General features: G+C 72.2%; 21 protein-coding genes. 14 read left to right on the forward strand and 7 right to left on the reverse strand.

Annotation, left to right across the window (positions count from 1 at the left end):
* From ACIA8K_RS01945 to ACIA8K_RS01960, 4 genes are all read left to right on the forward strand, one after another.
* Nucleotides 1–1,134, forward strand: a complete 1,134-nt coding sequence (locus tag ACIA8K_RS01945; RefSeq protein ID WP_396053891.1) for a glycosyltransferase — start codon at nucleotides 1–3, stop codon at nucleotides 1,132–1,134.
* A 248-nt stretch (nucleotides 1,135–1,382) separates the two neighbouring features.
* Complete coding sequence (locus ACIA8K_RS01950) at nucleotides 1,383–2,582, forward strand: hypothetical protein (RefSeq protein WP_396053893.1); 1,200 nt, start codon at nucleotides 1,383–1,385, stop codon at nucleotides 2,580–2,582.
* Between the two features lie 83 nt (nucleotides 2,583–2,665).
* Complete coding sequence (locus ACIA8K_RS01955; RefSeq protein WP_396053895.1) at nucleotides 2,666–3,937, forward strand: DUF1800 family protein; 1,272 nt, start codon at nucleotides 2,666–2,668, stop codon at nucleotides 3,935–3,937.
* Nucleotides 3,937–5,226: a DUF1501 domain-containing protein gene (locus tag ACIA8K_RS01960; protein ID WP_396053897.1), complete on the forward strand. Its 1,290-nt coding sequence runs from the start codon at nucleotides 3,937–3,939 to the stop codon at nucleotides 5,224–5,226. Before ACIA8K_RS01955 ends, ACIA8K_RS01960 begins: the two co-directional genes overlap by 1 nt.
* A gap of 1 nt (nucleotide 5,227) precedes the next feature.
* Here ACIA8K_RS01960 and ACIA8K_RS01965 read toward each other — a convergent pair whose 3' ends face one another.
* On the reverse strand, nucleotides 5,228–7,231 hold the full coding sequence (locus ACIA8K_RS01965; RefSeq protein WP_396053899.1) for an FAD-dependent oxidoreductase: 2,004 nt from the start codon (nucleotides 7,229–7,231) through the stop codon (nucleotides 5,228–5,230).
* Between the two features lie 203 nt (nucleotides 7,232–7,434).
* On the opposite strand from ACIA8K_RS01965, the gene ACIA8K_RS01970 reads away from it, so the two are divergent.
* The 3 genes from ACIA8K_RS01970 to ACIA8K_RS01980 all read left to right on the forward strand — a co-directional run bounded on the left by ACIA8K_RS01970 (nucleotide 7,435) and on the right by ACIA8K_RS01980 (nucleotide 13,483).
* The gene (locus tag ACIA8K_RS01970; protein WP_396053901.1) at nucleotides 7,435–8,928 is read left to right on the forward strand and encodes a phytoene desaturase family protein; all 1,494 of its coding nucleotides are present in this window, start codon (nucleotides 7,435–7,437) and stop codon (nucleotides 8,926–8,928) included.
* Between the two features lie 161 nt (nucleotides 8,929–9,089).
* Complete coding sequence (locus tag ACIA8K_RS01975) at nucleotides 9,090–11,549, forward strand: glycosyltransferase family 2 protein (protein WP_396053903.1); 2,460 nt, start codon at nucleotides 9,090–9,092, stop codon at nucleotides 11,547–11,549.
* Nucleotides 11,546–13,483 carry a galactose oxidase-like domain-containing protein gene (locus ACIA8K_RS01980; protein ID WP_396053905.1) on the forward strand — a complete coding sequence of 646 codons (1,938 nt, stop codon included), beginning with the start codon at nucleotides 11,546–11,548 and terminating at the stop codon, nucleotides 13,481–13,483. The genes ACIA8K_RS01975 and ACIA8K_RS01980 overlap by 4 nt, the downstream gene beginning before the upstream one ends.
* Here ACIA8K_RS01980 and ACIA8K_RS01985 read toward each other — a convergent pair.
* Genes ACIA8K_RS01985 through ACIA8K_RS02000 form a run of 4 tightly spaced genes read right to left on the reverse strand, consistent with a single transcriptional unit; the run spans nucleotide 13,480 to nucleotide 17,016 of the window.
* Nucleotides 13,480–14,469 (reverse strand): glycoside hydrolase family 6 protein, encoded by a 990-nt coding sequence (locus ACIA8K_RS01985; RefSeq protein WP_396053907.1) that lies wholly within the window; start codon nucleotides 14,467–14,469, stop codon nucleotides 13,480–13,482. The two genes, ACIA8K_RS01980 and ACIA8K_RS01985, sit on opposite strands and share 4 nt — an antisense overlap.
* Nucleotides 14,470–14,495: 26 nt before the next feature.
* Nucleotides 14,496–15,164: a CDP-alcohol phosphatidyltransferase family protein gene (locus ACIA8K_RS01990; RefSeq protein WP_396053909.1), complete on the reverse strand. Its 669-nt coding sequence runs from the start codon at nucleotides 15,162–15,164 to the stop codon at nucleotides 14,496–14,498.
* Nucleotides 15,161–16,033: a methylenetetrahydrofolate reductase [NAD(P)H] gene (metF, locus tag ACIA8K_RS01995; RefSeq protein WP_396053911.1), complete on the reverse strand. Its 873-nt coding sequence runs from the start codon at nucleotides 16,031–16,033 to the stop codon at nucleotides 15,161–15,163. Before metF ends, ACIA8K_RS01990 begins: the two co-directional genes overlap by 4 nt.
* Before the next feature lie 38 nt (nucleotides 16,034–16,071).
* Nucleotides 16,072–17,016 (reverse strand): DNA adenine methylase, encoded by a 945-nt coding sequence (locus tag ACIA8K_RS02000; protein WP_396053913.1) that lies wholly within the window; start codon nucleotides 17,014–17,016, stop codon nucleotides 16,072–16,074.
* 175 nt (nucleotides 17,017–17,191) lie between these two features.
* Between ACIA8K_RS02000 and ACIA8K_RS02005 the strand changes: the two genes are divergently transcribed.
* Complete coding sequence (locus tag ACIA8K_RS02005) at nucleotides 17,192–18,547, forward strand: transcriptional regulator (protein WP_396053915.1); 1,356 nt, start codon at nucleotides 17,192–17,194, stop codon at nucleotides 18,545–18,547.
* Nucleotides 18,548–18,624: 77 nt separating this feature from the next.
* A complete protein-coding gene (locus tag ACIA8K_RS02010) occupies nucleotides 18,625–19,707 on the forward strand; it encodes a polyprenyl synthetase family protein (RefSeq protein ID WP_396053917.1) in 1,083 nt (360 codons plus the stop codon).
* Between the two features lie 465 nt (nucleotides 19,708–20,172).
* On the opposite strand, the gene ACIA8K_RS02015 is transcribed toward ACIA8K_RS02010, so the two are convergent.
* On the reverse strand, nucleotides 20,173–20,538 hold the full coding sequence (locus ACIA8K_RS02015) for an Rv2175c family DNA-binding protein (RefSeq protein ID WP_396053919.1): 366 nt from the start codon (nucleotides 20,536–20,538) through the stop codon (nucleotides 20,173–20,175).
* 99 nt (nucleotides 20,539–20,637) lie between these two features.
* Between ACIA8K_RS02015 and ACIA8K_RS02020 the strand changes: the two genes are divergently transcribed.
* From ACIA8K_RS02020 to bfr, 5 genes are all read left to right on the forward strand, one after another.
* Nucleotides 20,638–21,510, forward strand: a complete 873-nt coding sequence (locus ACIA8K_RS02020; RefSeq protein WP_396053921.1) for a hypothetical protein — start codon at nucleotides 20,638–20,640, stop codon at nucleotides 21,508–21,510.
* 112 nt (nucleotides 21,511–21,622) lie between these two features.
* Nucleotides 21,623–23,782 carry a PASTA domain-containing protein gene (locus ACIA8K_RS02025; RefSeq protein ID WP_396053923.1) on the forward strand — a complete coding sequence of 720 codons (2,160 nt, stop codon included), beginning with the start codon at nucleotides 21,623–21,625 and terminating at the stop codon, nucleotides 23,780–23,782.
* The gene (locus ACIA8K_RS02030; RefSeq protein WP_396053925.1) at nucleotides 23,773–24,642 is read left to right on the forward strand and encodes a deoxyribonuclease IV; all 870 of its coding nucleotides are present in this window, start codon (nucleotides 23,773–23,775) and stop codon (nucleotides 24,640–24,642) included. The genes ACIA8K_RS02025 and ACIA8K_RS02030 overlap by 10 nt, the downstream gene beginning before the upstream one ends.
* 96 nt (nucleotides 24,643–24,738) lie before the next feature.
* Complete coding sequence (locus tag ACIA8K_RS02035) at nucleotides 24,739–24,927, forward strand: bacterioferritin-associated ferredoxin (RefSeq protein ID WP_396053927.1); 189 nt, start codon at nucleotides 24,739–24,741, stop codon at nucleotides 24,925–24,927.
* Between the two features lie 94 nt (nucleotides 24,928–25,021).
* Nucleotides 25,022–25,504, forward strand: coding sequence for a bacterioferritin (bfr, locus tag ACIA8K_RS02040; protein WP_396053929.1), 483 nt, complete (start codon nucleotides 25,022–25,024; stop codon nucleotides 25,502–25,504).
* Between the two features lie 69 nt (nucleotides 25,505–25,573).
* On the opposite strand, the gene ACIA8K_RS02045 is transcribed toward bfr, so the two are convergent.
* Entirely contained in the window at nucleotides 25,574–26,434 is an 861-nt protein-coding gene (locus tag ACIA8K_RS02045; protein ID WP_396053931.1) for an FKBP-type peptidyl-prolyl cis-trans isomerase, read from the reverse strand.
* Nucleotides 26,435–26,507 lie beyond the last annotated feature (73 nt).

Genomic DNA, 26,507 nt, shown 5'->3' on the forward strand with positions numbered 1-26,507 from the left:
ATGCCCGATCCGCTGCTCACCCTCGCCGCCGCCCAGGCCGTCACGTCCGGCGCGCTCACCCTGCACACGCTTGTCAACGCGCGCCTGCTCCCCCGGCCGTCGCCCACCGAGGCCGACGAGGTCGACGACGCCAGGATCGCGGTCCTGCTGCCGCTCCGGAACGAGGCCGATCGCGTCGCCCCCTGCCTGCACGCGCTCCTCGCCCAGCGCGGCCTCTCCGAAATCGTGATCCTTGACGACGGCTCCACCGACGGCACCGCCGACGTGGTCCGCGCGATCACCGGCGACGACCCGCGCGTCAGGTTGCTCAGCGGCGCTCCCCCACCACCCGGCTGGCTCGGCAAGCCGCACGCCTGCCACCGACTGGCCGCCGCCACCGACGCCCCGGTGATCGTCTTCATCGACGCGGACGTGGTCCTGACCGGCCCGCACGCGGTCACCAGCGCGGTCGCACTGCTCCGGGCGCGAAGGACCGACCTGCTCAGCCCGTATCCGCTGATCGAGACCGGCAGCGTGGGCGAGCGTCTCGTACAACCGCTGCTGCAGTGGACCTGGCTCACCTTCCTGCCGTTGCGCGCGATGGAACGCTCGCGCCGCCCCTCCCTCGCCGCCGCCGGCGGTCAGCTGCTGGTCGTGGACGCGGCCGCCTACCACCGGGCCGGCGGGCACGAGGGCGTGCGCACCGAGATCCTTGAGGACATCGCGCTGGCCCGTGCCGTGAAACGCTCCGGCGGCCGGATCGCACTTGCGGACGGCTCGTCGCTGGCCCGCTGCCGGATGTACACGAGCTGGCAGGACCTTGCCGACGGGTACGCGAAGTCGCTCTGGGCCTCGCTCGGCCCGCCACCCGCGGCCGCGCTGGTGCTGACAGTGCTGCTGGCGACCTACACGCTGCCCCCGCTTGTCGTGTTCGCCGCCGCGCTGACCGGGCAGACCACCGCGGCCGGTCTGGCGCTGCTCGCCTGGCTGCTCGGCGTGCTCGGCCGGGTCCGCACCGCGACCGGCACCGGCGGGCGTGCGTGGCCGGACGCGCTCGCCCACCCGGTCTCGATCGCGCTGCTGACCTGGCTCACGCTCCGCTCTCACCACCTGCGCCGCAAGGGGCGGCTCCGCTGGCGCGGCCGCATGGTCTGACCCCGTTCGTCGTCGCCAGGGCACCGCGTCCTCCCGCGAGCAAACCGGGAGCGGCCGGCATGGTCGGGCACGGTCGGCACGGCCGGCGGGGAGCAATAACCGTTGATGGCTGGAACTGCCCGGCAAGCCCGGTTGGCACGCCATCGCGTCCTTTGTCGGTCCCGCCTCCTACCGGCAGGTAGCCGGTCCGGAGGATTGGGTGGTCCCCGCTAGAATCCGCTGGCAACGTGCGAGGGGGAGGCAGGTCAATGCAGCCGGAGATTCCATACCGGGTGATCGGGAAGCTCGGTTCGTGCGACGTCGGCACAGTGTGGTCGGCGGTCGACGAGGCTCGAGGGCTTCCGGTCACCGTGGCGGTGATGGACCCGCGTGCGGCGAGCGATCAGCGGTGGCGGGACGCCTTCGCCGGTCATGCCGGCGCGATCAACGGCGCGGCGCCGACGTGGGTCGGCGCCGACTTCGCCGCTCCCGCGCCCTGGGTCGCGTTCAACGGCACGGAGCAGCCGGGTGCGGAGCGCGTCTTCATCTCGCTCGGCCGCCCCTACACGCCCACCGGCCCGCCCGAGCGTGATGCGGCCACGCAGCCGATGTCCCCGATCTCCGGCCCGCCGAACCAGCCGGTCTCCGGCATGCCCATCTCCGGCATGCCCATCTCCGGCATGCCCGTCTCCGGGGGGCCGGCGTCCCGGCAGCCCGTCTCCGGGATGCCGGCGAACATGGGTCTGGAGAATTCGCCCCGGCGTCCGTACTTCGGGGAGGGGGCCGAAGACCCTTACGGCTCGTCCGTCGGCGGGAACAGGGGCGTCCCCAAGCTCTGGATCGGCGTCGCGGCCGTGGTGGCGGTCCTGCTGATCGGCGCCGGCGTGATCTTCGGCATCACCCGGTCCGGTGGCGACAAGCCCGTTGCCACCGGACCGACCGGGACCGCGCCGGCGTCCCCGTCGCCCTCCGCCGCACCGATCCGGCCGGGCCTGGAGCCGCCGCGCATCGGTGACTGGCCGACATGGCCGTCGTACACCGACAAGGACCCGGTGCGACCGTTCGCTCTGGACGGCCTGCCCTTCGAGGTGACGCTCCCGGTGAACTGGGAGTGCACGTCCAACCCGAATGCGGTCCAGTTCACCTGCGGATACTTCGAGAACGGCGCGATGCAGGCGGGCGGTGACATCATTCTCCGTGAATGCGCCTCGCCGTGTGACGAAAACCGCCGCACCCAGCTACGCGCGACCGAGGACGCGTTCGGTGCCCAGTGGCGCTTCGCGGGCGACAACGTGACGATCGCGGAGCTTGAGGGTGAGGTGTACGGCCTCGCGATGATCGGATACTTCCGCAGCACGGAACTCGGACCGATCGACCGTCAGCTGGTGCTGCACATGAGCGGCCCGTCCCCCTGGGCCAACGAGTTCCGGAAAATCTCCAACAACGTCCACGACACCACCGGACTGTGACGACCGATACGGCGGTGGCCGGCGGCCTGTGATCCTCATGGGCCCGGCTACCGGCCGTCGCACACGTCGCATACATTTGCGTGATGTCCGACGAGGTGGCGCTGGTAATGCAGCGCGCCGGTTTCGGTCCGACCTCCGCGGAACTCACGGTGGCGCGCCAGGCCGGCTACGAGGCGACTGTGGCATCCCTGACCGCACCGGCCGGCGCGGACCAGGGCGCCGCCCGTGCCCAGCCGCCCAATCTGCTTCCGGACCCGTTCACCGGACTGGTCGACCCGAGCACGGAGGAGGAGGCGCGGGCCTCGACCGTCCGTGACCTGCAGACGCTGGACCTGACGCGCTGGTGGCTGGATCGGATGGCGGTCGCCGACCACCAGATCGTGGAGAAACTGCTCTTCTTCTGGCACGGTCACTGGGCGACGTCGATCCGCAAGGTGGTCCGGCCGTCGATGATGCAGGTGCAGTTGGAGACGCTGCGCCGCTCCGGCCGGGATATCCGGGACATGTCGCACCGCATGGTCCGCGACCCGGCCCTGATCTATTGGCTGGACAACCAGTTCAACCTGCCCAGAGCCGCGAACGAAAACCTCGCCCGCGAGCTGATGGAGCTGTTCCTGCTCGGCATCGGGAAGTACTCCGAACGTGACGTCAAGGAGGCCGGGCGCGCGCTGACCGGCTGGGAGATCGACTACGACAACGTCACGTCGTTTCTGATACCGGGGCGGCAGGACCTGGGCAGCAAGACGATCCTCGGGCGCACCGCGATCTTCGACACCGACAGGCTCGTCGATTACCTGCTCGACAACCCCGAGTGCCCGCGATTCATCGCCACCCGCCTGTGGTATCGATACGCGTCCTCGGAGACGCCGATTCCGGCGTCCACCCAGAGCGCGATGGCCGGCTCGTTCCCCGACCCGGTCGCCATGCTGCGCGCGCTCTTCAGCGACGCGGCGTTCCCCGGCACCGTCGGCCAGCAGGCAAAACAGCCGGTCGAGTGGCTGGTCGGCGCGGTCCGGCAGCTCGGGCTCCGGCCGAGCGTCTGGGACGAGGACACGATGTGGTCCGTGGTGTGGTACCTGGAGCGGCTCGGCCAGGTGCCGTTCGCCCCACCGAGCGTCGGCGGCTGGCCGGCCGGCGGTAGCTGGCTCACACCCGGCACCGCCCAGATGCGGCTCGGTTTCGCGAGCAAGCTGGCCGGGATGGCGCAGATCCGCTCGCTCGATCCGGAATCGCTGGCCGCGCTGCTGGCGGTCGGCTCCTGGAGCGACCGCACCTACGCCGGGATGCGCGGCGTCAACGACCCCAACAGGCTGCTGACCCTGGGATTGGTCAGCCCGGAGTACACGGTGACCTGATGGAAAACCTGACCCGACGCCAGTTCCTCATCGCCTCCGGCGTCACCGGTGCGGCCGCGATCGCGGCGGGCGCGGCCGGTCTGAGCATCTACGAGCTACTCGGCCGCGCTGCCGATCCGAGCACGGCGGAGGAGTACCGAAATAAGCCGAAGCTGGTCATCGTCACGCTCTACGGCGGCAATGACGGGCTCAACACGCTCATTCCGTACGCCGATCCGGAGTACTACAAGGTCCGGCCGGAGCTGGCGTACCCGCAGGAGAGGGTGCTGCACCTCGACGACCGGCTCGGGCTCAACCCGGTGATGGACGGGTTCGCCACGCTCTGGGGGGCGCGGCAGTTGGCGATCGTGCGCGGCGTCGGCTACCCCAGGCCCGACCGCAGCCATTTCCGCTCGATGGACATCTGGCAGACCGCCCAGCCGGTCGCCCCGGTCCGCACCGGCTGGGTCGGGCGGTGGCTGGACGGCACCGAGTCACCGGTCGAGGCAGCGGTCAGCTTCGAGTCCGTGCTACCGCCGCTGCTGGTCGGCGAGACCCGGTCCGGCGCCTGCGTCAGCGTCGACGGCCTGGCCCTGCCGGGCGGCATCAGCACCGACATGGTGGCCGCGCTCGGCGCGCACCAGGAGGGCGAGAGCGCGCTGCGAGCCCGTGCCGCCACCTCGTTCAACGATCTGCTCAAGATCGAGAATCTGGTCGCCGAGGCGCAGCGGGCCGCGGGGCCCTCCGCCGCGGCCAACAACCAGGTGTCCGGCACCGGCACCGGCGGCGCCAGCTCGCTCTCCGCTCAACTCGGCCTGGTCGCGCAGTGTGTCGAGGCCGGCGTTCCCACCTCGGTCTACTCGGTCAGCCTCGGCGGCTTCGATACGCACGCCGAGGAGATCGCCGGACACGAGCAGTTGCTCACGGAGCTGGACTCCGCGCTGACCGAGTTCGTCACCCGGCTGGCCCGCACCGAGTCCGGGCAGCTCACGACCGTGCTGGTGTACAGCGAGTTCGGCCGGCGGGTACGGGCCAACGCCTCGGACGGCACCGACCACGGCACGGCCGGCCCGGTCTTCGTGCTGGGGCCGCGGGTCAACGGCGGCTTCTACGGCGAGCAGCCAAGCCTCACCGACCTCGACGACGGCGACCTCAAGGCCACAGTCGATTTCCGGGACGTGCTCGGGACCGCGCTGAGCGACGTGCTGGGCGCGGACCCGAACAAGTACCTCTACGACTACACCCCGGCGGTGTTACCGCTGATCCGGCCGTTCACCGACCCCTCGGCGTCAGCGTCCCCGGCCTCGTGATTTATGCGGGGGCGAATCGCACCGCGTCGGCTATCACGTAACCGTCAGCGCCCTTCGTGCGGATCAGGACGCTGCCCGCATCGCCGGCGGTGAACGCGTAGGTGCCGAGCGGCACCCACTCACCGCCAGAGGTGCGCTGGTCGACCGCGTGGGTGGCGGTCCCGCCGCTGTGCACGATGTCGACCGGCGTGTTGGAGGCCCGGTTAGCCGACGCTGACCAGCGCAGATAGACGGTGTATCGGCCCGCTGCCGCGAGCGTCGGCGTGAAACGGACGGTGGCCTTACCGGCCCCCACTCCGCCGTCGTGCAGCATGTCGGCGGCGAAGTACCCCTTCACGCCGGACGCCACGGTCCAGTTCCCCGTCTTGGTGACACCGACGTAAGCGGCGTTGTCGACGACGATGTCACCGTCGGGCACCGGTGGCCAGGTCAGCACCTGTCCGTCCGTCAGCAGTCGGTCGCGCAGCGCCTGGTAGCGAACCTGTTGCACCGCCTCGTTCGTCTGCATGGCGAGGATCGCGGCGGTCGCGGCGGACTGCCCGAGGATCATGAAGACCGGCTCCATACGGATAGAGCCGTAGGCCGCGTGGGTGGCCGCGAGACAGACCGGCACCAGCAGATTCTCGCACTCGGCCTCGCGCGGCACGATCGATCGGAGACTGATCGGGTACGGGCCGGGCGGCGCCACCATCAGGTCGCCCTCGTTGCGGACCTCGCCGTCGACCACCAACCGCTGCACCCCGTGCGAGTCCATCGAATAGCTGGCCAGCCCCACCGAGTCGGGCGCGGCCCGCTCGCCCTTGGCGTCGTGCTCGGTCATCACGTAGTCGGATCGCAGCCGGCGCGCCTCACGCACGTAGAGCTGCGTCGGCCAGCCGTCGGTGGCGGTGAACTCGTCGGCGGCCAAGCCCCAGGACGCGCTCTCCTTCCTCACCGTGTCCGGCAGCCGTGGATCGTTGGCCAGGAACCACATCAGACCCTGCTGGTACGTGCGGTGCGCGTCCACGATGGACTCCCGCGCCGACCGGGACGCGGTCGGATAGGCATGGTTCTGCCCGACGAAGTCGGACGAGTAGGCGCCGTAGTTGTTGGAGTCCGTCTTCCCGCCGCCGACCGGGAAGTGACCGAAGAACGGGCCGACGTTGCCCTTCTCGATGAAGCGCCACATCAGCTCATAGGTGGCCAGGTCGTACCCCTCCGGCTTCGCGAACGGGATCCGCTTCTCGTCCTGGGTGAGGCACATCCGGAAGTTGTATGCCTGGATCAGTCCGTCGCCGCTGCCCAACGGCGCGAGTGGCGCCGCGGAGACCCCGTGCAGCAGCCCGCTGGATGCTTTACCGGGCACAATGTACGGGTCGATCACGGTCTCCAGCGGGACCTTCGGGCGTAGCTGCAGGCCGTTGATCGTCTCGCCGAACTCCGCGTTCGCCTCCCGGCCGACGAACCAGCTCACCTGCGCGGCGGCCATCAGGTCACCCTCATAGGTGGCGTCGACGAACATCCTGCCCCGGAAGGCCCGCCCGTCCTCGGTGACCAGCGCGGTGATCCGGTTGCCGGTGCGCTCCACCCGGGCCAGCGGCGCGCCGGTGTACACGGTCACGGCGGCCTCGGTGATCATCTCGTCCAGCACCGCGCTCGCGGCCGACGGCGCGAAGGTGAACCGCTTGCTGCCGTCGGTGGAGCCGTAGCGGAGCCCGATGCGGCGGTAGAACTCGGCCGCGATCCCGCCGATCGAGTCGGGCGCGCCGATGTCCGTATAGCCGAGCCCCCCGGTGGTCAGCCCGCCGATGTGCGTGCCGGGCTCGATGACGAGCGTGGAACGCCCCATCCGGCTGGCCTGGATCGCGGCCATCAGCCCACCCACGGTCGCGCCGTAGACGACCAGGTCTGTCGGGGCCTGGACCAGCGGTGCGGAGCCGGCCAGCGTCGCGCCCGCCAGCGCCGTGCCCACTACCGTCGCCCCGCCAAGTCCGAGTAGGTGACGGCGGCTCAGCGCCCGCGACATTACGGCTCCCTTCGGCATGAGTTCCCAGATCTTCCGCCGACGGGATCCACGTACATCGTGGTCACGCATGGCCTCCCACCGGACCCGCGGAAACCGACAGGGACTATATCCGATCCCGCCCAGTAGATCGATTCCGCTCGTGAACTGGAGATTGCGGCGCGCCCGCGAGAGGTGCGAGGTCTGAGATGGCCTATAAAGGGCGGATGACGGCGGTAGCGGTGATTGGGGCCGGGGTCGGGGGCTTGGCGGCCGCGGCCCGTCTGGCGGCGGCGGGCCATACGGTCACCGTGTACGAGCGGGCGGACAGTGTCGGCGGGAAGCTGGGGCGGTACACGCGGCGGACCGCGGCCGGGGACTTCACGTTCGACACCGGGCCCAGCCTGTTCACGTTGCCGCAGGTCTTCGAGGATCTTTTCGCCGAGACCGGGGCGAAGCTCACCGATCACCTCGACCTGGTCCCGCTTGACCCGATCGTCAGGCATCACTTCCCGGACGGTGCCACGCTCGACTCGTGCCAGGACCCGCGGGAGTTCCGGAACCGGATCGACGCCGCATTCGGGCCCCGGGCCGCGGAGGACTGGCGGCGGCTGTGGATCCGGGCCGAGCGCGTCTGGAACGCCTCCTGGCGGGACGTCCTGCGCCGGCCGCTCGACGGCCCCGCCGACCTGGCCCGGCTCGCCTGGCACGTCCGCGATCTGGCCGCCATCGCGCCGGGCCGCACGCTTCGCGATCTGGGCCGCGGCTACCTGCACGACGCGAACATGCGCATGCTTCTCGACCGCTACGCCACCTATGCCGGTGCGGACCCCCGGCGTGCCCCGGCCGCGCTGGTCGCGGTCCCGTACGCGGAGCTGGCGTTCGGCGGCTGGTACGTCCGCGGCGGCCTCGGCAGGCTGGGCGACGCGCTGCTCTCGCACTGCCTGGACCTCGGCGTCGTGGTGGAGACCGGCGCGACAGTCACCCGGATCGAGGCGGTGGGCGGTCAGGTGCAGGCGATCCGGGTACGCGGTACCCGCGGCGTCTCCCACCGGGTGCCGGTCCGGACTGTGGTCGCGAACGTGGACGCGCTCACCCTCTACCGCGACCTGCTGCCGTCCCCGCGCCGCCTGGCCGCGCTCACCGATCGCAGCCTCGCCGGTTTCGTGCTGCTGCTCGGCGTGCGCGGTGACTCCGGGATGGCCCACCACTCGGTCTTCTTCCCGCGCGACTACGACGCCGAGTTCGACGCGGTCTTCGGGGACCCGGGCCGCGGCGTTCCGGCCCGGCCCGCGAAGGATCCGACCGTGTTCGTGACAGTCGCGGACGATCCGGCGGCCCGGCCGGACGGCCATGAGGCGTGGTTCGTGCTTGTGAACGCACCACGGCACGGCACCGCTGCGGGCGCGGTGGACTGGCGGCGGCCGGGGCTTGCGGACGCTTACGCGGACCGGATCCTGGACCTGCTTGCCGAGCGCGGCATGGACGTGCGTGACCGCCTGTTGTTCCGGGAGGTCCGTACCCCCGCCGATCTGCAGGTGTCCGCGCAGGCGCCGGGTGGGGCGATCTACGGCACCGCGAACCACACGTTGCTGCGCCCGGCGAACCGCGGCCCGGTGCACGGCCTGCACCTGGTCGGCGGCTCCGCGCACCCGGGTGGTGGGCTGCCGATGGTGGCGCTGTCCGCCGAGATCGCCGCGAGTCAGATCATCCGCGGCTGACGACGAGCATCCCCCGTTCGGTTACTTAACGTAATACTACCGGGCCGGAGATCTCCGTTATAAGCGAATAAATCCACCAAGGTATTTCCTCATGCCGGTCCAGCGTGACACCTTCAGGGACACAAAACAGCAGGTCAGGCGCCCCTGGAGGTCCAGTTACTTTGAGTGACAAGCTGGATTCGACAATGGACCTCGCCCGGCTCCACCTGCACCCGGACACCCGGCCCGGCTACGAGTACGCCGCGTTCAGCACGCTTGCCGGTGCACCCGAGACTCCGCCGGAGACCGGCTACACGGTGCGGTACCGGCCGCTCCCCGAGCGCCGCCCGTTCGCGACAGCCGTGCTCGCGGTCTTCGCGTTCGTCTTCGAGGCGAGCTTCCTGGCCTGGCTGATCACGTCGATCGAGATCACCGGCGGCTTCAGCACGGTCATGATCGGCGCGACCGTGCTGATCGAGCTGTTCCGCCTGCTCAACGTGGTCACGCTCTGCCTTGCCACGCTCGCCGCCCGGGACCCGATCCCGGTCGAGCCGGACGCCTCGCTCCGGGTCGCGTTCCTGACCACGATCGTCCCGGGCCGGGAGCCGGTCGCCATGGTGGAGCGCACGCTCGCGGCCATGCGCCGGGTCCGGCACCGCGGCACGCTTGACGTCTGGCTGCTCGACGAGGGCGACGACGATCTGGTCAAGGCGATCTGCAAGCACCTGGGCGTACGTCACTTCAGCCGCAAGGACGTGGAGCGCTGGAACGCGCCGGCCGGCCGGTTCACGGCGCGGACCAAACACGGCAACTACAACGCCTGGGTGGACGCGCACGGCGCGGACTACGACGTGTTCGTCTCCGTCGACCCGGACCACGCGCCGCTTCCGAACTACTGCGAGCGGATGCTCGGCTGGTTCCGCGACCCGGACGTGGCGTTCGTGGTCGGCCCGCAGATCTACGGCAACTACGACAACGTGATCACGCGGTGGGCGGAGTCGCAGCAGTACCTGTTCCACTCGCTCCTGCAACGCGCCGGGAACCGGCACGGCGCGCCGATGCTCGTCGGCACGAACAACGCGGTCCGGATCGCGGCGCTCGACTCGGTCGGCGGGCTGCAGGACTCGATCACCGAGGACATGGCGACAAGCCTGCGCCTGCACGCCGGCCGGAACCCGGTCACCGGGCGCCGCTGGAAGTCCGTCTACACGCCGGACGTGCTTGCCGTCGGCGAGGGCCCGTCGTCCTGGACCGACTACCTCACCCAGCAGCACCGCTGGTCACGCGGCACCGACGACGTGCTGGTCCGGCATCTCCCGTCGACCGCGCTGCGGCTCGGCCCGCGCCGGCTGACGCACTACGGCCTGCTGATGTCGTACTACCCGCTCACCGCGATCGCCTGGCTGCTCGGCGCCGTGAACGCGGTCGGCCACCTGGCGCTCGGCGCGCAGGGCATCCAGGTCCCGCAGCAGGTCTGGCTGATGCTCTACGCGGACGCCGCGGTCTTCCAGGTCGGCCTCTACCTCTGGAACCGGCGGCACAACGTCAGCCCGCACGAGGCCGCCGGCTCGTCCGGCCTCTCCGGCATGATCATCTCGACGCTCTGCACACCTGTCTACGTCTCCTCGTTCCTCGGCGCGCTGCTGCGCCGCCGCGGCGGTTTCGTGGTCACGCCGAAGGGCGCGTCTCGCAGCCGCGACGGCCTGCGCACGTTCGCCGGCCACCTCCGCTGGGCCGCGTTCTACGCGATCCTGCTGGTCTGGGCCGCGTTCTCCGGCCACGTACACGGCGCGGTCTGGCTCTGGTCCTGCCTCAACCTGGCCATCTGCCTGGCCCCGCCCGCGATCTGGCTGGAGCAGTCCCGCCGCCTCCGCGCGCGGGCCGCTTCCGCGCCGGTCACCACGATCACCCGCCTGCCGGTCCCGCCTTCCATTTCACGGCAGCGGGGGTACGCCACCGGGCCCTTCCTCTTCGTTCCCACGAGGGAGGACGGCCCGGGCGTGGACCTGGTCGCGCTCCAGCCGGGCGACGGCGCGGCACTGACACCCGGCGTCGCGTCCGCACCCCCCGGCGGCCGGCCCTCCGGCGGCGGCACTGTGGCACTCCGCCCGCCCGCCGCAGCGGTGAAGCCCCGGCAGCCCGTCAAGCCCCGGCACCCTGCGGTGTCCCCGGACTCCGCGTTGTCGCTGGAATGGCGAGTCGACGCACTGCCTGCCGGGCCGACAACGCCGGACCGCCGGCACGCGGGCGACCCGGTGGCCGGACATCACCCCGCTGACGGCCGTCGTTTCACGATCCGGCCCGGCGCTGAACGCCGCTCCGCCGACCGTCGCGCCGCAGGACGGCGCCGCGCCATCGACGTGCCCGTCGCGGGACGCCGGCCCGCGGACGTGCCGGGCGTGGGGCGTGACCCGATGCCTGTGGCCGGGGAGCAGCTGACCACGGCGGGCGGCATGCCGATCGGAGTGCACGGGCCGGACGGCCGGGCGGTGGGCGTGCCGGAGGTGAGGACGGGCGAGGGTGACCGTGGGCCCGGGATTGTGTTCGGGCCGGGTACGGAGGCGGCGGCCGTACCGGAGAAGGCGGTTGATCTGGGGTTGTGGGCTGGAAAGCGCGTGCGGCGGAACGGGGTGGGCGGGTGAGCGGGCGTCGGGAGGCGTTGTCGCGCGGGAGTCTGGTGCGCCGGGCGCTTGTGGCGACGGCGGTGCTGGCCGGGTTGCTTGTGGTGAATCAGCCGATCGTGGCGTTCGGTGCGGAGCGGCTGCGGCAGTACGAGATCGGGAAGATCGAGTACAAGCGGCGGTACGGGCAGTGGGAGACGCTGCCGGTGCCGCGCGATTTCCGGGTGAACGCGATCCACGCCGCGCTGCTGCGGACCGGGAAGGTGCTGATCATCGCGGGGTCGGGGAACGACCGGGAGCGGTTCGACGCGGGGACGTTCCGGACGATCCTGTGGGACCCGGCGACCGGCGGGTTCTCGGACGTGCCGACGCCGACCGACGTGTTCTGCGCCGGGCACACGTTCCTCGCGAACGGGAATCTGCTGGTGGCGGGCGGTACGAAGTCCTATGAAGTGCTGGACGCCACGCACGCGGCAGGCGTCATGATGATCAAAAATGAGTCGCCTGATGGCGGCGCGCGGGTTTTCCGTAAAGGGACGATATTTCGTGCTTCATCGGGTCAGCGCTACGTGCTCCGCGCGGACGTGACAGTGCCCGCGGCCAGGACGATGACGCACGACGGGCAGGTCGTGACGCACGCCGGCCAGGGCGAGGGCTGGGTGGACGCGGCGTCCGAGGGTCCGGAGCCGGTCGTGGACCACCCGGCGAACTACACGATCGACGGCGTCACCGGCACCGACCTCTACGGTGTCGCCGACAAGATCACGCTGGAGAAGCAGGAGTACGGCGGCGACCGCACGTCCTACGAGTTCGACCCGGTGTCCGAGACCTACGTGCGGGTCGGCGATCTGCACCGGGCGCGCTGGTATCCGACGCTTGCCGCGCTTCCGTCCGGCGATGTGCTTGCGGTGTCCGGGTTGGACGAGTTCGGCCGGATCCTGCACGGCCAGAACGAGATCTACCGCGCGTCGACCCGGCGTTGGGTGGAGACTCCCGAATTATCCCGATATTTCCCGACCTATCCCGCGCTGTTCGGGACCGCCGACGAGCGGCTGTTCTTCTCCGGCTCCACCTCGGGATACGGGTCGGACACCGAGGGGCGCACCCCTGGCCTCTGGGACCTGGACGACAACACGTTCACGCCGGTCCCGGGCCTGCGCGACGCCGACCTCACCGAGACAAGCGCAAGCGTCCTGCTGCCGCCCGCGCAGGACCAGAAGGTGATGATCCTCGGCGGTGGCGGCGTCGGCGACCGCCCCACCGCCACCCGCCGCACCGACATCGTGGACCTCTCCGCCCCGCACCCGATCTACCGGCCCGGCCCGGACCTGCCGCACCCGGTGCGCTACCTGAGCACAGTGCTGCTGCCTGACGACTCCGTACTCACCTCCGGCGGCTCGTCCGGGTACCGCGGCGGTCCGTACCGGGGCGACCCGCGCAGCGACGTGCTTGCCGCACAGATCTTCGACCCGCGGGCCGGTACGTTCCGGGAGGCCGCCGCGCCGGCCGTGGGCCGCAACTACCACTCCGAGGCGCTGCTGCTGCCGGACGGCCGGGTGATCACGCTTGGCAGCGACCCACTGTACGGCGAGGACGGCACCTCGGCCGGCACGTTCGAGCAGCGGATCGAGATCTACAGCCCGCCCTACCTGTTCAAGGGCGCACGCCCGACGATCACCGGCGGCCCGGAGACGATCGTGCGCGGGAAGTCAGCGCGGTTCCTGACGCCGCGGCCTGGCGAGATCACGTCCGCGCGGCTGGTCCGGCCCAGCGCGGTGACCCACGTGACAGACGTCGACCAGCGGTCGGTGGCACTGCCGCTCACCCCGGAGTCCGGCGCGGTCTCGGTGGCCGTGCCGGAGCAGGCCGGGCTGGTACCACCGGGCTGGTACCTGCTCTTCGTGACCACCGCGGACGGCGTCCCGTCGCAGGGGCGGTGGGTGGAGGTCCGCTAGCGGCCCGCCAGGGACAGCGCGTGCTCCTCGAACCAGGCACCGGCCTCCGGGTCGCCGCGGTCGCACTCGCCGTCGGACTCGCCCGGCCGCTTCACCCAGAGCAGCGCGTCGAGCAGCGGCACGCCGGTGTCGGTGGTCGGGTCCGCGCCGATCCCCCGGCCGGGCGGGTTGCACCAGCGGGCCTCGCCGGACGCCGAGTTCGGGCCGTTGCCGTTGCGGCTGGTGTCCACCACGAAGTGGGCGCCGCCGAGCACATCTGACAGCCTCGTCCCGTACGCGGCGGACGCGGCGGTGGTCTCGAAGTTGGAGACGTTCAGCGCGAACCCGTCCGCGGACGCGATCCCTGCCGCACGCAGGCCGTCCGCGAGCCGTTCCAGGTCCGTGATCCAGGCGGAGTTGCCCGCGTCCAGGTAGATGCGGGCCTGCTCGTTCGCGGCGAACGCGCGGACCGCGTGGTCGAGCAGCGCGTACCGCTCGGCCGGCGGCCCGGCACAGCCGTCGACGGTCTGGGCGACCGCGTCCGGCTCCAGCACGATCAGCACCGGCGCGCCGGCCAGCGCGTCCGCGAGCGAGTCGGTCCAGGCGCGGTACTCGTCCGCGTCCTGGGCGCCACCTGCCGAGTAGGAGCCGCAGTCCCGGCCGGGGATGTTGTAGACCGTGATCACCGGCATGCGCCCGGCCTTCCCGGCGTCCGCGACAAGCGTGCGGGCCCGCGCCGCCGCGTCCGGGTCCGCGCCGGTGAACCAGACCGCTGTGGGTTGCTCGCCGATGTGCCGGATCGCGGCCGCGTCCTCGTCCCGGCCCTCGTCCGCGTAGTCGTCGGCCTGGCGGGTGGCCACGTTCGGAACGGAGGCGTAGAACCCGACGCCGGCCAGCGGGTTCCGCTCCTCCGGGGTCGGAGTCGGGGTGGGCGTGGGCGCCGGCGCCGGTGAGCTGCACGCCGCCAGCAGGGCGACAGTCAGCAGGCAGGCTCCGATGCGGCGCATCCGCGCCCTCCGTCCCATGATGAGGTTCAGACCAGCGCCCGGCGCACGGCCGCGATCAGCTGGCACAGGCCGTACCCGGCGAACAGCACCCAGACGACTGTGACGAGCGTGGCGGTTCCGGCCGCCAACTCCGGGGCGAGCAGCGCGCCCGCGCCGGTGAGCAGCAGCCCGACCAGCGCGATCGACACCCGGCTCGGCCGCTCGCCGATGGTGACCACGCCGATGTCCCGCATGCCGCCGGCCGTGGCGCGGGCCCGGACGTACTCGTGCAGCCAGGAGAGCGCGCCGGCGATCACGACAAGCCAGCCGAACGCGCCGGCCGCCCAGAACGCGGCGAGCCAGGCCGCCTCGCCGAGCCGGTCCGCGACCGAGTCGTAGAGGTGGCCGAGCCGGGTGGCCCGCCCGGAGGTGACCGCGACCGCGCCGTCCACGCTGTCCGCCACGCCTGCGACGAGCACCAGCGCGGCCCCGGCGAGCGGACCGGCGGTCCGGTCGGCGAGCACCACAAGCGGCACGCAGGCGCAGATCAACAGGCCGGTGACGGTAACCGCGGTGGGTGGCACGCCGAGCCGGCCGAGCGGGCGGCCGATCAGGTAGGCGAGGCGCAGCCAGCCGCGGACGAACAGCGAGGCACGCCGCGGGTCAAAGCCGCCGTGCAACGCGGACCAGGCCACCGCGTATTCATCCCAGGTCATCGGGCGCCGAGCCGCTGCCACACCTCACGCGTCGCGGTCGACCGGTTCAGCGTGATGAAGTGGATGCCGGGCACGCCCTCGGCGAGCAGCCGCTCGCACAGCTCCGTGCACTGCTCGATGCCGAGCTTGCGGACCGACTCCTCGTCGTCCGCCACCGCGTCGAAGCGCGCGGCAAGCGCGGGCGGGAACGGCGCGCCGGACAGCTGCACCGCGCGGGCGATTGTGGCGTACCTGACGACAGGCATGACGCCCGGCACGATCGGGGTGTCGCAGCCGGCCGCCGCGACCCGGTCCCGCAGCCGCAGGTAGTCGTCCGCGTCGAAGAACATCTGGGTGATCGCGAAGTCCGCGCCGGCCCGGCACTTGCTGATCAGGTGGCGGGTGTCAGTCTCGATGTCCGGCGAGCGCGGGTGCTTGTAGGGGAACGCGGCCACGCCGACCGAGAAGTCACCGGACTCCTTGATCAGCCGGACCAGGTCCTCCGCGTAGAGCACCCCCTCCGGGTGCCTGACCCACTCGCCCATCGGGTCGCCGGGCGGGTCGCCGCGGACCGCGAGAATGTCCCGGACGCCTGCTGCGGCCAGCCGCCCGATGACGTTGCGCAGCTCCGCGACCGAGTGGTTGACGGCCGTGAGGTGCGCCATCGGCAGCAGCGTGGTCTCGGTCGCGACCCGCTCGGTCACATCGACTGTGGTGTCCCGGGTGGTGCCGCCGGCGCCGTAGGTGATCGAGACGAACGACGGGCGCAGCGACTCCAGCTCGCGGATGGTCCGCCACAGCGTCCGCTCGCCCTCCGGCGTCTTCGGTGGGAAGAACTCGAAGGAGAACGTGGGGCCGGGCCCCTGCACCAGCCTGCCGATGTCACCCACGCCTGTACTTTAGCCGCTGCCCGGCCCGCCCCCACCGCTCACACCGACGGTAGCGGCGGTCGGCCACCCGACAGCCGGTCCAGCACCCGCGCCTCGCCGCCGAGCCGGTCACGGAGCGCCGGCGAAAGGTAGAGCGACTCCACCGTGGGCAGCCGGTGGCCGTTAAGCGTGGCCTGCGCCGACGGCCCGGCCTGCAGAGCCAGAGCAAGAAGACCCAGCTCCGGGGGTACGCCCGGGCCGTAGCGTTTCCGGCCGGTGCTCCCGTCGTAGGAGAGCAGGAACGACACGCCCGCGCCGACCGCCTCCCGGAGCGCCGCGTAGAACTCCTCCCGGTCCAGCCCGCGCAGGTAGCGCTGATCCCGGCTGGCGGAGACGCCCTGGTAGGGCGGGTCGAGGTAGACCACGTCCGCCGGCCCGGCCCCGGTCAGCGGCGCCCGGTAGTCGCCGGCCGCGACGTCCGCACCGGCCAGTGCGCGGGAGGCGCCGCGGATCCGGTCGCGCATCGCGCCCGGCCGGGCACCGAGCCGCCGCCGGTCGGCCGCCTGGTTGAACTCGCCCAGCCGGTTGTACCGCACCGACGCCTTCACACACCGGGCCAGCAGGTAGAGCAGCAGGTGCGGGTCGTGCCCGGCGTTGAACTCGTCGCGCACCCGGCGGTAGAACCCGTCCGGGTCCGGCCGCTGCGCCTCCCACAGCGCGGCGTAGTCGTCGGCGAGCGCGTCCGGCGCGTCAAGGATCCGCCGCCAGAGCCCGATCAGCGGGCCGTTCACGTCCCGCAGCCGGACGCCGCGGGGGATGCCGAGGTGGCTGGCCGCGATCGAGACCGCGGCGGACCCGGCGAACGGCTCGATCAGGTCCGCCGTCCCGTCCGGCAGCAGCCGCACGATCGCGTGCGCCAGGACCCGCTTGCTCCCCTGGTACGGAATCGCGTGCGGAACACCACGCAGAGCGGCCAACCGGGGAGCAACCGGTAACGGGATCATCCACGCAGTGTCCCCCACGCCGCCACCCCCGCAGAACCGTCGTACCCCCAGCGTAAAAACGAGCCCGGACGCACCCCGCCACCACGTGCGTCCCGCACCGGTCCCGGCCCACCCCGACGGGCCGCCGGCGCGGTGGGTCGGCTTCGTCGGTTTCTCGCGCGGCAAGGGAGTGCACATGCCCACCTTCGATTCCCCGCCGGGCGCCCGCCCGCTGGGCCCGCTGCTGCTCGCGCTGCGCCAGGGCAAGGGCTGGAGCCAGCAGTCCCTCGCCGACCGGCTCTGCGACGCCTCCGGCGCCCCCACTGTCACCCGGCACGAGGTCAGCCGCTGGGAGCGGCAGGAGCGCGTTCCCGGCGGCTTCTGGCTCGGCTGGCTGGCCACCGTGCTCGACGCCGACCCGGCCGTGCTCGCCCGGGCCGCCGGCGCGGTCCGCCGCGCGCTCCCGGGCGCGGCCACCCGTCCCGCGGTCCCGGGCGCCGCCGCGGAGACGGCCGCGCTGCGCCGCGCCGCGCACGCCTGGCTGGCGGACCCGTCCGGCGCCGGTGCTGCGGACGCGCGCGCCGCACCCGCGCTGTCCCGGCGACTGGCCCGGCTGACCGCGACGCTCACCCCCACCCCGTCCCCGGGCTCCCCGCCGTCCCGATCCGGCCCGCCCGCGCCGCTGCCCGGTCTCCGCAGGCTTGACGATCTGATGGGCGGCGTCGACCTGGCCGCCACGATGGCCGGCCGGCTGGGCCCCGCGCCCGCCGAGCCCGGCCCGGCCGCGGACGCGCTGACCTCGCTGGCCGAGCGCGCACAGCTGCTCGGCTGGGTCGCCGCTGATGCCGGCCGGTGGCGGACCGCGGTGGCCGCGCACCGGGTCGCGGTGCAGGCCGCACACGCCGCCGGGGCCCGCGCCCTTGCCGGCTACGCGCTCTCCTCCGCCAGCCACCTGCTCACCGAGGCCGGTGATCCGGCCACCGGCCTGCTGCTGGCCCACACCGCGCGGTCCGGGGCGGCCGCCTCGACCACCGCGACCGGGCGGGCACTGCTGCTGCACCGCGCGGCACTGGCCAGCGCGCTCTCCGGCAGCGAGCGGGCCGCCGAGACCGCGCTCGACGCGGCGCGCCGTGCGGCCGAGGCCTCCGACCCGAGCCGCGACCCGGCCTGGCTGTACTGGCTGACCGGCGACGAGCTGGACGGCATGACCGGCCGCTGCCTGGCCGCGCTCGGCCGCCCGATGCAGGCCGCGGAGCCGCTGCGCCGGGCCATGCTCACCGCGGCCGGGCCGCGTACCGCAGCGCTGCACGGCACCTGGCTGGCCAGGGCCTATGCGGACGGCGGCGACGTGGAGCGGGCCTGCGCCACCGGGTCGGCCGCGCTTCACGACGCGGTCCGGGCCGGCTCGGTGCGCGCCGCGACCCAGGTGCGCCGCTTCCAGTCCCGGCTTGCCGCGCACGCCGGCCATCCCGCGGCGCGGCGGCACCGGGAGGAGTTCGCGGCCGGCCAGGCCTACCTGGCGGACGCCCTGACCGGCGCGGCAGCTGCGTAACGCGGCCACGCGGTCACGGTGTGCGGTCCGGCGGTCCAGGCCGGGCCGCCCGCCGGACCTGCCGCTAGCCTCAGGTGGTGACCAGCAGCAGCACCGTTCACCCGGTCGACCGCGGTGGCCTCCGCGCCCGCGTCGACAAGGCCCTCGCCGCGTTCCTCGCGCACCAGCGCGCCCACCTGCTCGACATCGACGACGCGCTCGCCGACGTGGCGGAGGCGCTGGAGGCGTTCGTGCTGCGCGGTGGCAAGCGGCTGCGCCCGGCATTCGGCTACTGGGGTTACCGGGCCGCCGGCGGCATCGACTCGGACGCGGTGGTCACCGGCCTGTCCGCGCTTGAGTTGGTGCAGGCCAGCGCGCTGATCCACGACGACCTGATCGACCGGTCCGACACCCGCCGCGGCGAGCCCTCGGTGCATCGGCGGTTCGCGGCCCGGCACCGTGCCGCCGACTGGAACGGCGACCCGGACTACTTCGGCGCGTCCGCCGCGATCCTGCTCGGCGACCTGTGCCTGGCCTGGTCGGACGAGATGCTGCACGGCGCCGGCCTGGACCCGGAGGTGCTGACCCGCGCCCGCCGTGCGTTCGACGAGATGCGCACCGAGGTGATGGCCGGCCAGTACCTCGACGTGCTGGCCCAGAACGACGGCGACACCTCGGTCGACCGGGCCGCGAAGATCGCCATATACAAGTCCGCGAAATACACTGTCGAGCGACCGCTGCTGCTCGGCGCCGCGCTCGCCGGTGCGCCCGCCGCCGTGCTGGCCGCGTACTCCCGCTACGGCCTGCCGCTCGGCGAGGCGTTCCAGCTGCGCGACGACGTGCTGGGCGTGTTCGGCGACCCGGCCCAGACCGGCAAGCCGGCCGGCGACGACCTGCGCGAGGGCAAGCGCACCTTCCTGATCGCTGTCGCGCTCCGCGAGGCCGGGGACGCGGACCGGGCCGCGCTGCTGGCCGCGCTCGGCGACCCCGCGCTCGATGCCGCAGGCGTGGACCGGCTGCGCGCCATCATCACCGGCACCGGCGCGCTGGCCCGCACCGAGGAGCGGATCACCACGCTGACCGGCACCGCGCTGGCCGCGCTCGACACGGTCGACCTGGACCCCGAGGGCCGCGACACGCTCGCGGACCTCGCCGAGGCCGCCACCCGCCGCACAATCTGACTCCGGGCCCGGCCGATCCGGGCTGCGAGACGCTCGCGGACCCGCCACCCGCCGCACGATCTGACTCCGGCGCGGCCGACCCGGCTTTCGAGGGCTGCGGCACGCTCGCGGACCCGCCGAGCCGCCACCCGCCGCACGATCTGAAACCCGACCCGGTCGACACGGTCTTCGAGAGCGGCGGCACGCTGCGGACCCGCCGAGGCGCCGCCTGCGCACGTTCCGTGTGCGGCGGGCCTCGCCACAGGCCCGGCGGGCCTCGCCACAGGTCCTCGGGCTCCACCTAACACGCCCTGGGCGGCGCGGGTCTCCCCGGCCGTGGACGGCCTGGTTCTTCCCGGCCACGGCGGGTCGCGCAGGGAGGAGCCCCGGCGACGACCGGTGCCCGCGGGAGCGTGCGGGCCGCGACCGCCCACAGAGTGGGTAAATGATCTTCAGCTTTGTGCTTCCGCCTGCGGCAGGAAGCGGTCAGTAGCCGACCGCCTGGGCGCGCCGCTTCACCTCGCGGGCCAGATCCCCACCCAGCGCCACAGCAGGCAAACCGGGCAAAGTGTCATCTTCGGTATAGAGCCACTCCAGCGCCTCTTCGTCGTTGTACCCAGCGTCGTGGAGCAACGTGAGGACGCCGGGGAGGTGCTTGAGCACGGTGCTGTTGGCCACCAGCTCAGCGGGCACCCGCACGATGCCGTCACGGCGGACCGCCAGCAGCGCGCGATCGCGGATCATCTGATGCACCTTGGTGATGCGCAGATCGAGGCGCTCGGCGACGTCCGGCAGGTTCAGCCACTCGGCGGGGCCGGGGGTTTTCACATCACGGGAAGCGGGTTCGGTCACCGCAACACCCTCGCATGCCGCGTTCGAGGCGGGCCAGCGGATCCCCCACCGGATCGACCGCACGGGCCGCCCGGGGCCGGCGGAAGGAAAGCACAACACGTGAGCATTTTGCGGATCGTCCGCGACGAGGCGGCGGGCGCCTGGCGATCGCTGCAGTACGACCTGGACCGCCGCGGCACGGAGGCGCCGCGGTACCGGGGCTACGAATGGTACGAACCCGCCACCCAGGATCTCTCCGGCGTGGTGCGCCCGCCGCGCCGGTTGCTTGCCGCGGGCGCGTTCGGCGTGCTTGCGCTGGTCGGCGCGGCCGGCACCTACGTCACGGTCGCGAACAGCCTCGACTCGGTGCTGAACGCGGACGCGTCCGCGCCCCGGAGCGCGCCGGAGATCCCCGGCATCCCGTCCCCGGAGCCGGAGCCCGCGCCGAGCATCCTGGCTCAGGCGCCGGCCTCACCGGACGGCACCCGGCCGTGGACCACGTCGGCGCGGCGGCCGCTCGCGGCGGAGGAGCCCGCCGGGGCGACGCCTGCCGCCCGGGGCGTGGCACCTGTCCACACCCGGCAGCGGCACACGGTCGAGGCCGCGCCGACGCCGGTTGGCCCGTCGGCGGCGGGCAGTCCGTCCGTGGCGGGCAGTCCGTCGCAGGCCGGCACGCCGGGCGTGGTCTCCGGGAGCCCGGCGCTGCCGGTGCCGACGCCCACCTCGCCGCCGCGGTGGACCGGCTCGCACGGTCCCGGCTGGCACTCGCCGGGCGATGAGCCGGATCAGATCCCGGACTGGCCCGACTGGCCGGACGACGATCCGGATTTTCCGCAGGCGCCCCCGGAGATCACCGAGTCGATGACGCCGACACCGGGCGTGGACGGCACCGGGCCGGGGAGCGCGGGCGGAACCGCGGGTGGACCGAACACGCCGAAGGCCGGCACCGCCGGGACAACTCGGGCGAATGCCGCGACGAACAGCGGTTACTAGGACGCCACAGCCGATAGCCGAGCGGGCACTCTCCGTACGGAGGGTGCCCGTGACCGATTTGCTATGGCATCCTGATCTGCCGGTTGTACAACGACACCTAGACTTCAGGCCGATGGATACTCAGGTCGCCGACGAACTACTTGGCTCGCTTGTCGACGGGCGCTACCGCATTCGCGGTCGGGTCGCCCGTGGTGGCATGGCGACCGTGTACACCGCTACCGATGAACGCCTTGAGCGCACGGTGGCCCTAAAGATCATCCATCCGTCCCAGAGTCGAGATCCGCGGTTCCTGGAGCGGTTCACCGACGAGGCGAAGACGATAGCGAGGCTGACCCACCCCAACGTAGTCGCCGTGTACGACCAGGGCGTCTTCCGCGGCCTGCCGTACCTGGTGATGGAGTACGTCCGGGGCCGCACGCTGCGCGACATACTGGCCCAGCGCCGGCGTCTGGAGCCGGGTGAGGCGTTGACGATCCTGGACCAGATGCTGGCCGCGGTCGCCGCAGCGCACCGCGCCGGCCTGGTCCACCGCGACGTCAAGCCGGAGAACGTGCTCGTTGCGGAGCCGCCGAGCGGCGGGCTGATGGACTCGGTGGTCAAGGTCGCCGACTTCGGCCTGGCCCGCGCGGTCGAGGCGAGCGCGGAGGACGAGTCCGGCGGCGGCCAGCTGATGGCGACGGTGGCCTATGTCGCGCCCGAGCTGGTCTCCGAGGGCAAGGCGGACACCCGCACCGACGTGTACGCATCAGGCATCGTGCTGTTCGAGATGCTCACCGGCCGTGTGCCGTACGACGGCGACCAGCCCATCGAGATCGCCTGGGCGCACGTCGACAACGACGTCCCGGCACCGTCCTCGCTTGTCCCCGGCCTGCCCGCGTCCGTGGACGCGCTGGTCCGGTCCGCCACCCGGCGTGACCCCTCGGCCCGCCCGTCGGACGCCGGGCAGCTGCTCACGGCCGTGCAGGCGGTGCGCGACGAGCTGGGCAGCGCGCCGCAGCCGGCCCGCCCCGGTGACGTTGCGACCTCGATGATGCGCCCGGTCACCGAGCCGACCCAGATGGTCGCGCAGGTGCAGCAGCCACCCGTGGACGACCGGCCGTCCTGGTCCCGCCTGCCCGGCCAGCAGCCGGAGCGGGCGCGCCCGCAGACCTATCCCGGCAGCACCTACCCGGCGCCCGGCGGCTATCAGCAGCAGCCGGTAAGCGGCGCCGGTTACCAGCAGCCGGTCAGCGGCGCGGGCTACCAGCCGGTGAGCGGCGCGGGTTACCAGCCGGTCAGCGGCGCCGGCTATCAGCAGCCGGTGAGCGGCGCCGGCTACCAGCCGGTCAGCGGTGCCGGGACCTACTCGTCCGGCGGCGGCGCGTACGGCACACCGCGCCGGCAGGGCCCGATGGAGGACCCGAAGACCCGCACCGCGATCCTGGCCGCCGGCGTGGTGGTCCTGCTTGTCGTGCTGATCGGCGGCTGGTACGCCGCGTTCGGCCGCTACACGTCCGCGCCCACGCTCACCGCGCTCACCCAGGCGGACGCGCAGAGCGCCGCCACCCGCGCGGGTTTCCAGGTGAAGCTCGGCGACGGCCGGTACGACGATTCCGTGCCGAGGGACACCGTGCTGGCCCAGGACCCACCGAGCGGCGGCCGGCTGCCCAAGGGTTCCACAATCACGCTGATCCTCTCCCTCGGCCCGGAGCGGATCGTCGTGCCCGACGTGGTCGGCAAGGACTTCGACGTGGCCAAGGTCGCGCTGGAAGGCCTGCGGCTGGTGGTCGAGCGCGGGCCGGACAAGCACGACAACGCGATCCCCCAGGGCTTCGTGCTCGCGGTCGACCCGAAGGTGGACGCGCAGATCAAGCCGGGCGACAAGGTGACGGTCACGGTAAGCAAGGGCCGCGCGCCGATCACCGTCCCGAGCGTCATCGGCAAGAACGTCAACCAGGCCCGCGCCGAACTCGCCGCGCTCGGGCTGAATGTGCTTGAGGAGCGGAAGGACGACCCGAACCGGGCGCGCGACGAGGTCATCTCGCAGACCCCGGCGGACGGCACCGGCGCGGAGGAGGGCGCGGACATCCGGCTCACCGTCAGCAACGGGCCGCCGCAGGTCACCCTGCCCCGGGTGGTCGACCAGCCCTGCCCGGCCGCGAAGGCGCAGCTGGAGGCGCTGGGCCTGCGGGTCCGCACCGACGTCAACCCGAACGCGACAGTGCGCTTCCAGAACCCTCCGGAGAACTCGCCTGTCGATCCGAACACCGAGGTCGTACTCACATGCTTCTGACCGGCACACGTCCCGTCGGCGCACACTCGCCGACGGCCGGCGGCCTGGGCAAGACCACGCTTCCGCACCTCGACACGATCGAGGCGGAGGCGGTCCAGGTCTACGTGTCCAACTCGCGGGGGTGGGCGCTTCCCGCCGGCAACCCGGTCCAGGACGATCTGTTCCGGGCCGGGTGCGCCGAGCGTGGCGTGCCGGTCTACATCCACGCGGCGCTGCTGGTCAACCTCGGCTCCCCGACGGCCGCGACAGTGGAGAAGTCGGCCGCGACGCTTGAGCACGCGCTGCTGCGGGGCCGGGCGATCGGCGCGGCCGGCGTGGTGTTCCACGCGGGAAGCGCGGTCGACCCGGAGTACTCGGACACCGCGCTCAAGCAGGTCCGCGAGTCGCTGCTGCCGTTGCTCGACGCGGCCTCGGCGGACGGCGGACCCCGGCTGCTCGTCGAGCCGAGCGCGGGCGGCGGGCGCTCGCTCGCGGCCCGGGTGGAGGACCTCGGGCCGTACCTGGAGGCCGTCGACAACCACCCCTGGCTGGGCGTCTGCTTCGACACCTGCCACGCCTGGGCGGCCGGGCACGACCTGGCCGTGCCGGGTGGGATGACCGCGACGCTTGACACGCTCGTCGCCACTGTGGGCCCGGACCGGCTGCGGCTGGTGCACGCGAACGACTCGAAGGACCCGTGCGGTTCGACACGTGACCGGCACGAGTCGATCGGCAAGGGCACGATCGGCGAGCAGCCGTTCGCGGAGCTGCTTGCCCACCCGGCGACCGCGGGCGTGCCGGTGATCGTGGAGACGCCGTCCGAGGGCACGGCCGGGCACGCGTCGGACATCGCGCTGCTCAAGCGACTCCGTACCGGCTGAGGTTTTCGCCACTCCGGCTTCCGGGTGATCGGTCTTGCCTGACCAGGGTGTTTAGGGCACCCTTACCAAGGCAAGGCTTACCAGACCGGAGGGCGCATGTTCGCGTGCATTTGTAAGCGGGTTCGCGAGTGCGAGATTCGGTCCCTGATCCAGGACGGCGCGCGGACCAAGCGGCACGTGGCCCAGGCGTGCGGCGCCGGCACCAGTTGCGGCATGTGCGTGCGCCGGATCGGCGATCTGATCGACGAGGAGACGGACGCGCAGGCGCTCAGCCAGGCCGCGTAAGCCTCGGCTTCGTTACCCGATCCTAACAAAAGCCCCGAATCGGGCATATTGCTACGCTCCCCTCCACGGAAGCAATCGTGGGGGGTATAGAGCCATGCAAGGCGACGCACGCGTCATCGAATTCCTGAACGAGCAGCTCACGGCCGAGCTGACCGCGATCAACCAGTACTTCCTGCACGCCAAGATGCAGGAGAACTGGGGCTACACGGTGCTGGCCAAGCACACCAAGGCCGAGTCGATCGACGAGATGCGGCACGCGGAGGTCCTGACCGACCGCATCCTCTTCCTCGAAGGCCTGCCGAACTACCAGAAGCTCTTCGCGCTCCGGGTCGGCGAAACCATCAAGGAGCAGTTCGACTGCGGCATGAAAATCGAGCGTGAGGCAGTCACCCGGCTGCGCGAGGGTGCGGCGTACATGCGCTCGATCGGCGACATCACGTCCGCGAAGATCTTCGAGGAGATCCTCGCGGACGAGGAGCACCACATCGACTACCTGGAAACGCAGCTGCACCTGATCGAGAAGTTCGGCGAGGCGCTCTACCTGCAGAACGTCACGGAGCACCCCGAGGCCGGATAAAGGCCCGGCAATGACATGCGGGCGGGGGCCACCACCGGCCCCCGCCCGCATGTCATTGTCCGAGCTGTCCTACTGGCCCTGCGCGCCAAGCACGTCCACGACGAAGCGCAGGTCGCCGGTCGGCCGGCCACTGCCGTCGTCCTGATCGCCGTAGGCCAGGTCCGGCGGCAGATCCAGGATGACCCGGCTGCCCACCGGCACGTCCATCAGGCCCTTCTCCCAGCCGTCGATCAGCTGGCCCATGCCGATGGTGAACGTGATCGGCTGCTGCCGGCTCCACGACGAGTCGAACTCCTCGCCGGTGCCGTAGAGCACGCCCACGTAGTTGGCCGTGATCAGATCGCCCGTCTTGGTGGCCGGGCCGTTGCCCTTGATCACGTAGGTGATCTTCGGCTTGCCCGCCTCGAGCTTGCCCTCGCCCTTCGTCACCGACGGCGCCGTCTTCAGCGCCGGGTCCGCGCCCTCCGGCACCGGCGGGAACGGCACCGCGGGCGGCAGCGACGGCTCCTCGGCAGGTGCCGTCGGCGTCGCCGCCGGTGCCTCGGCGGCCGGATCGGCCTGCCGGCTGTCCGCGAAGTAGAGCACGCCGATGATCACCGCGACGACCGCGAGACCGGCCGTGGCCAGGCCGAACGCCTGCAGACCGGCCTTCCGGGCGCGCGCACGCTGGGTCTCTATGCGCAGCAGCTCGCGCTTCTCCGCCTTGGACAGCGGACGCGCTTCCTCGGCCGTACCCTCGGCGCTGTCCGGATCTTCGCTCTTGATCGTGTCCGCGGGCTCGGCGGTGCTCGCGTCCTCGGGCTCGGCGGTGATCGTGACCTTGTCCGCCGTCTCGTCGGGGACGACCTCGGGATCGACGTCCGTCACCTTCGACGACGCCTTCTCCTCGGTCGCCGCCTTGGACTTCTCGGTTCCGACCGGATCGCTCATAGGTCTGTCGACTCCCGATGGACAAGGGCCCGGATCCGGCCCGCACGGCGAATACCTTGAATTTCTCGGTACA

The organism is Catenuloplanes sp. NPDC051500 (genome assembly GCF_044454585.1).
Classification (GTDB): domain Bacteria; phylum Actinomycetota; class Actinomycetes; order Mycobacteriales; family Micromonosporaceae; genus Catenuloplanes.

What these genes read in the sequence shown, in the direction of transcription:
- ACIA8K_RS01945 (WP_396053891.1), top strand. Translation starts at nt 1, where the DNA reads ATGCCCGATCCGCTGCTCACCCTCGCCGCCGCCCAGGCCGTCACGTCC.
- ACIA8K_RS01950 (WP_396053893.1), top strand. Translation starts at nt 1,383, where the DNA reads ATGCAGCCGGAGATTCCATACCGGGTGATCGGGAAGCTCGGTTCGTGC.
- ACIA8K_RS01955 (WP_396053895.1), top strand. Translation starts at nt 2,666, where the DNA reads ATGTCCGACGAGGTGGCGCTGGTAATGCAGCGCGCCGGTTTCGGTCCG.
- ACIA8K_RS01960 (WP_396053897.1), top strand. Translation starts at nt 3,937, where the DNA reads ATGGAAAACCTGACCCGACGCCAGTTCCTCATCGCCTCCGGCGTCACC.
- ACIA8K_RS01965 (WP_396053899.1), bottom strand. Translation starts at nt 7,231, where the DNA reads ATGTCGCGGGCGCTGAGCCGCCGTCACCTACTCGGACTTGGCGGGGCG.
- ACIA8K_RS01970 (WP_396053901.1), top strand. Translation starts at nt 7,435, where the DNA reads ATGACGGCGGTAGCGGTGATTGGGGCCGGGGTCGGGGGCTTGGCGGCC.
- ACIA8K_RS01985 (WP_396053907.1), bottom strand. Translation starts at nt 14,469, where the DNA reads ATGCGCCGCATCGGAGCCTGCCTGCTGACTGTCGCCCTGCTGGCGGCG.
- ACIA8K_RS01990 (WP_396053909.1), bottom strand. Translation starts at nt 15,164, where the DNA reads ATGACCTGGGATGAATACGCGGTGGCCTGGTCCGCGTTGCACGGCGGC.
- ACIA8K_RS02000 (WP_396053913.1), bottom strand. Translation starts at nt 17,016, where the DNA reads ATGATCCCGTTACCGGTTGCTCCCCGGTTGGCCGCTCTGCGTGGTGTT.
- ACIA8K_RS02005 (WP_396053915.1), top strand. Translation starts at nt 17,192, where the DNA reads ATGCCCACCTTCGATTCCCCGCCGGGCGCCCGCCCGCTGGGCCCGCTG.
- ACIA8K_RS02025 (WP_396053923.1), top strand. Translation starts at nt 21,623, where the DNA reads ATGGATACTCAGGTCGCCGACGAACTACTTGGCTCGCTTGTCGACGGG.
- ACIA8K_RS02030 (WP_396053925.1), top strand. Translation starts at nt 23,773, where the DNA reads ATGCTTCTGACCGGCACACGTCCCGTCGGCGCACACTCGCCGACGGCC.
- ACIA8K_RS02035 (WP_396053927.1), top strand. Translation starts at nt 24,739, where the DNA reads ATGTTCGCGTGCATTTGTAAGCGGGTTCGCGAGTGCGAGATTCGGTCC.
- bfr (WP_396053929.1), top strand. Translation starts at nt 25,022, where the DNA reads ATGCAAGGCGACGCACGCGTCATCGAATTCCTGAACGAGCAGCTCACG.
- ACIA8K_RS02045 (WP_396053931.1), bottom strand. Translation starts at nt 26,434, where the DNA reads ATGAGCGATCCGGTCGGAACCGAGAAGTCCAAGGCGGCGACCGAGGAG.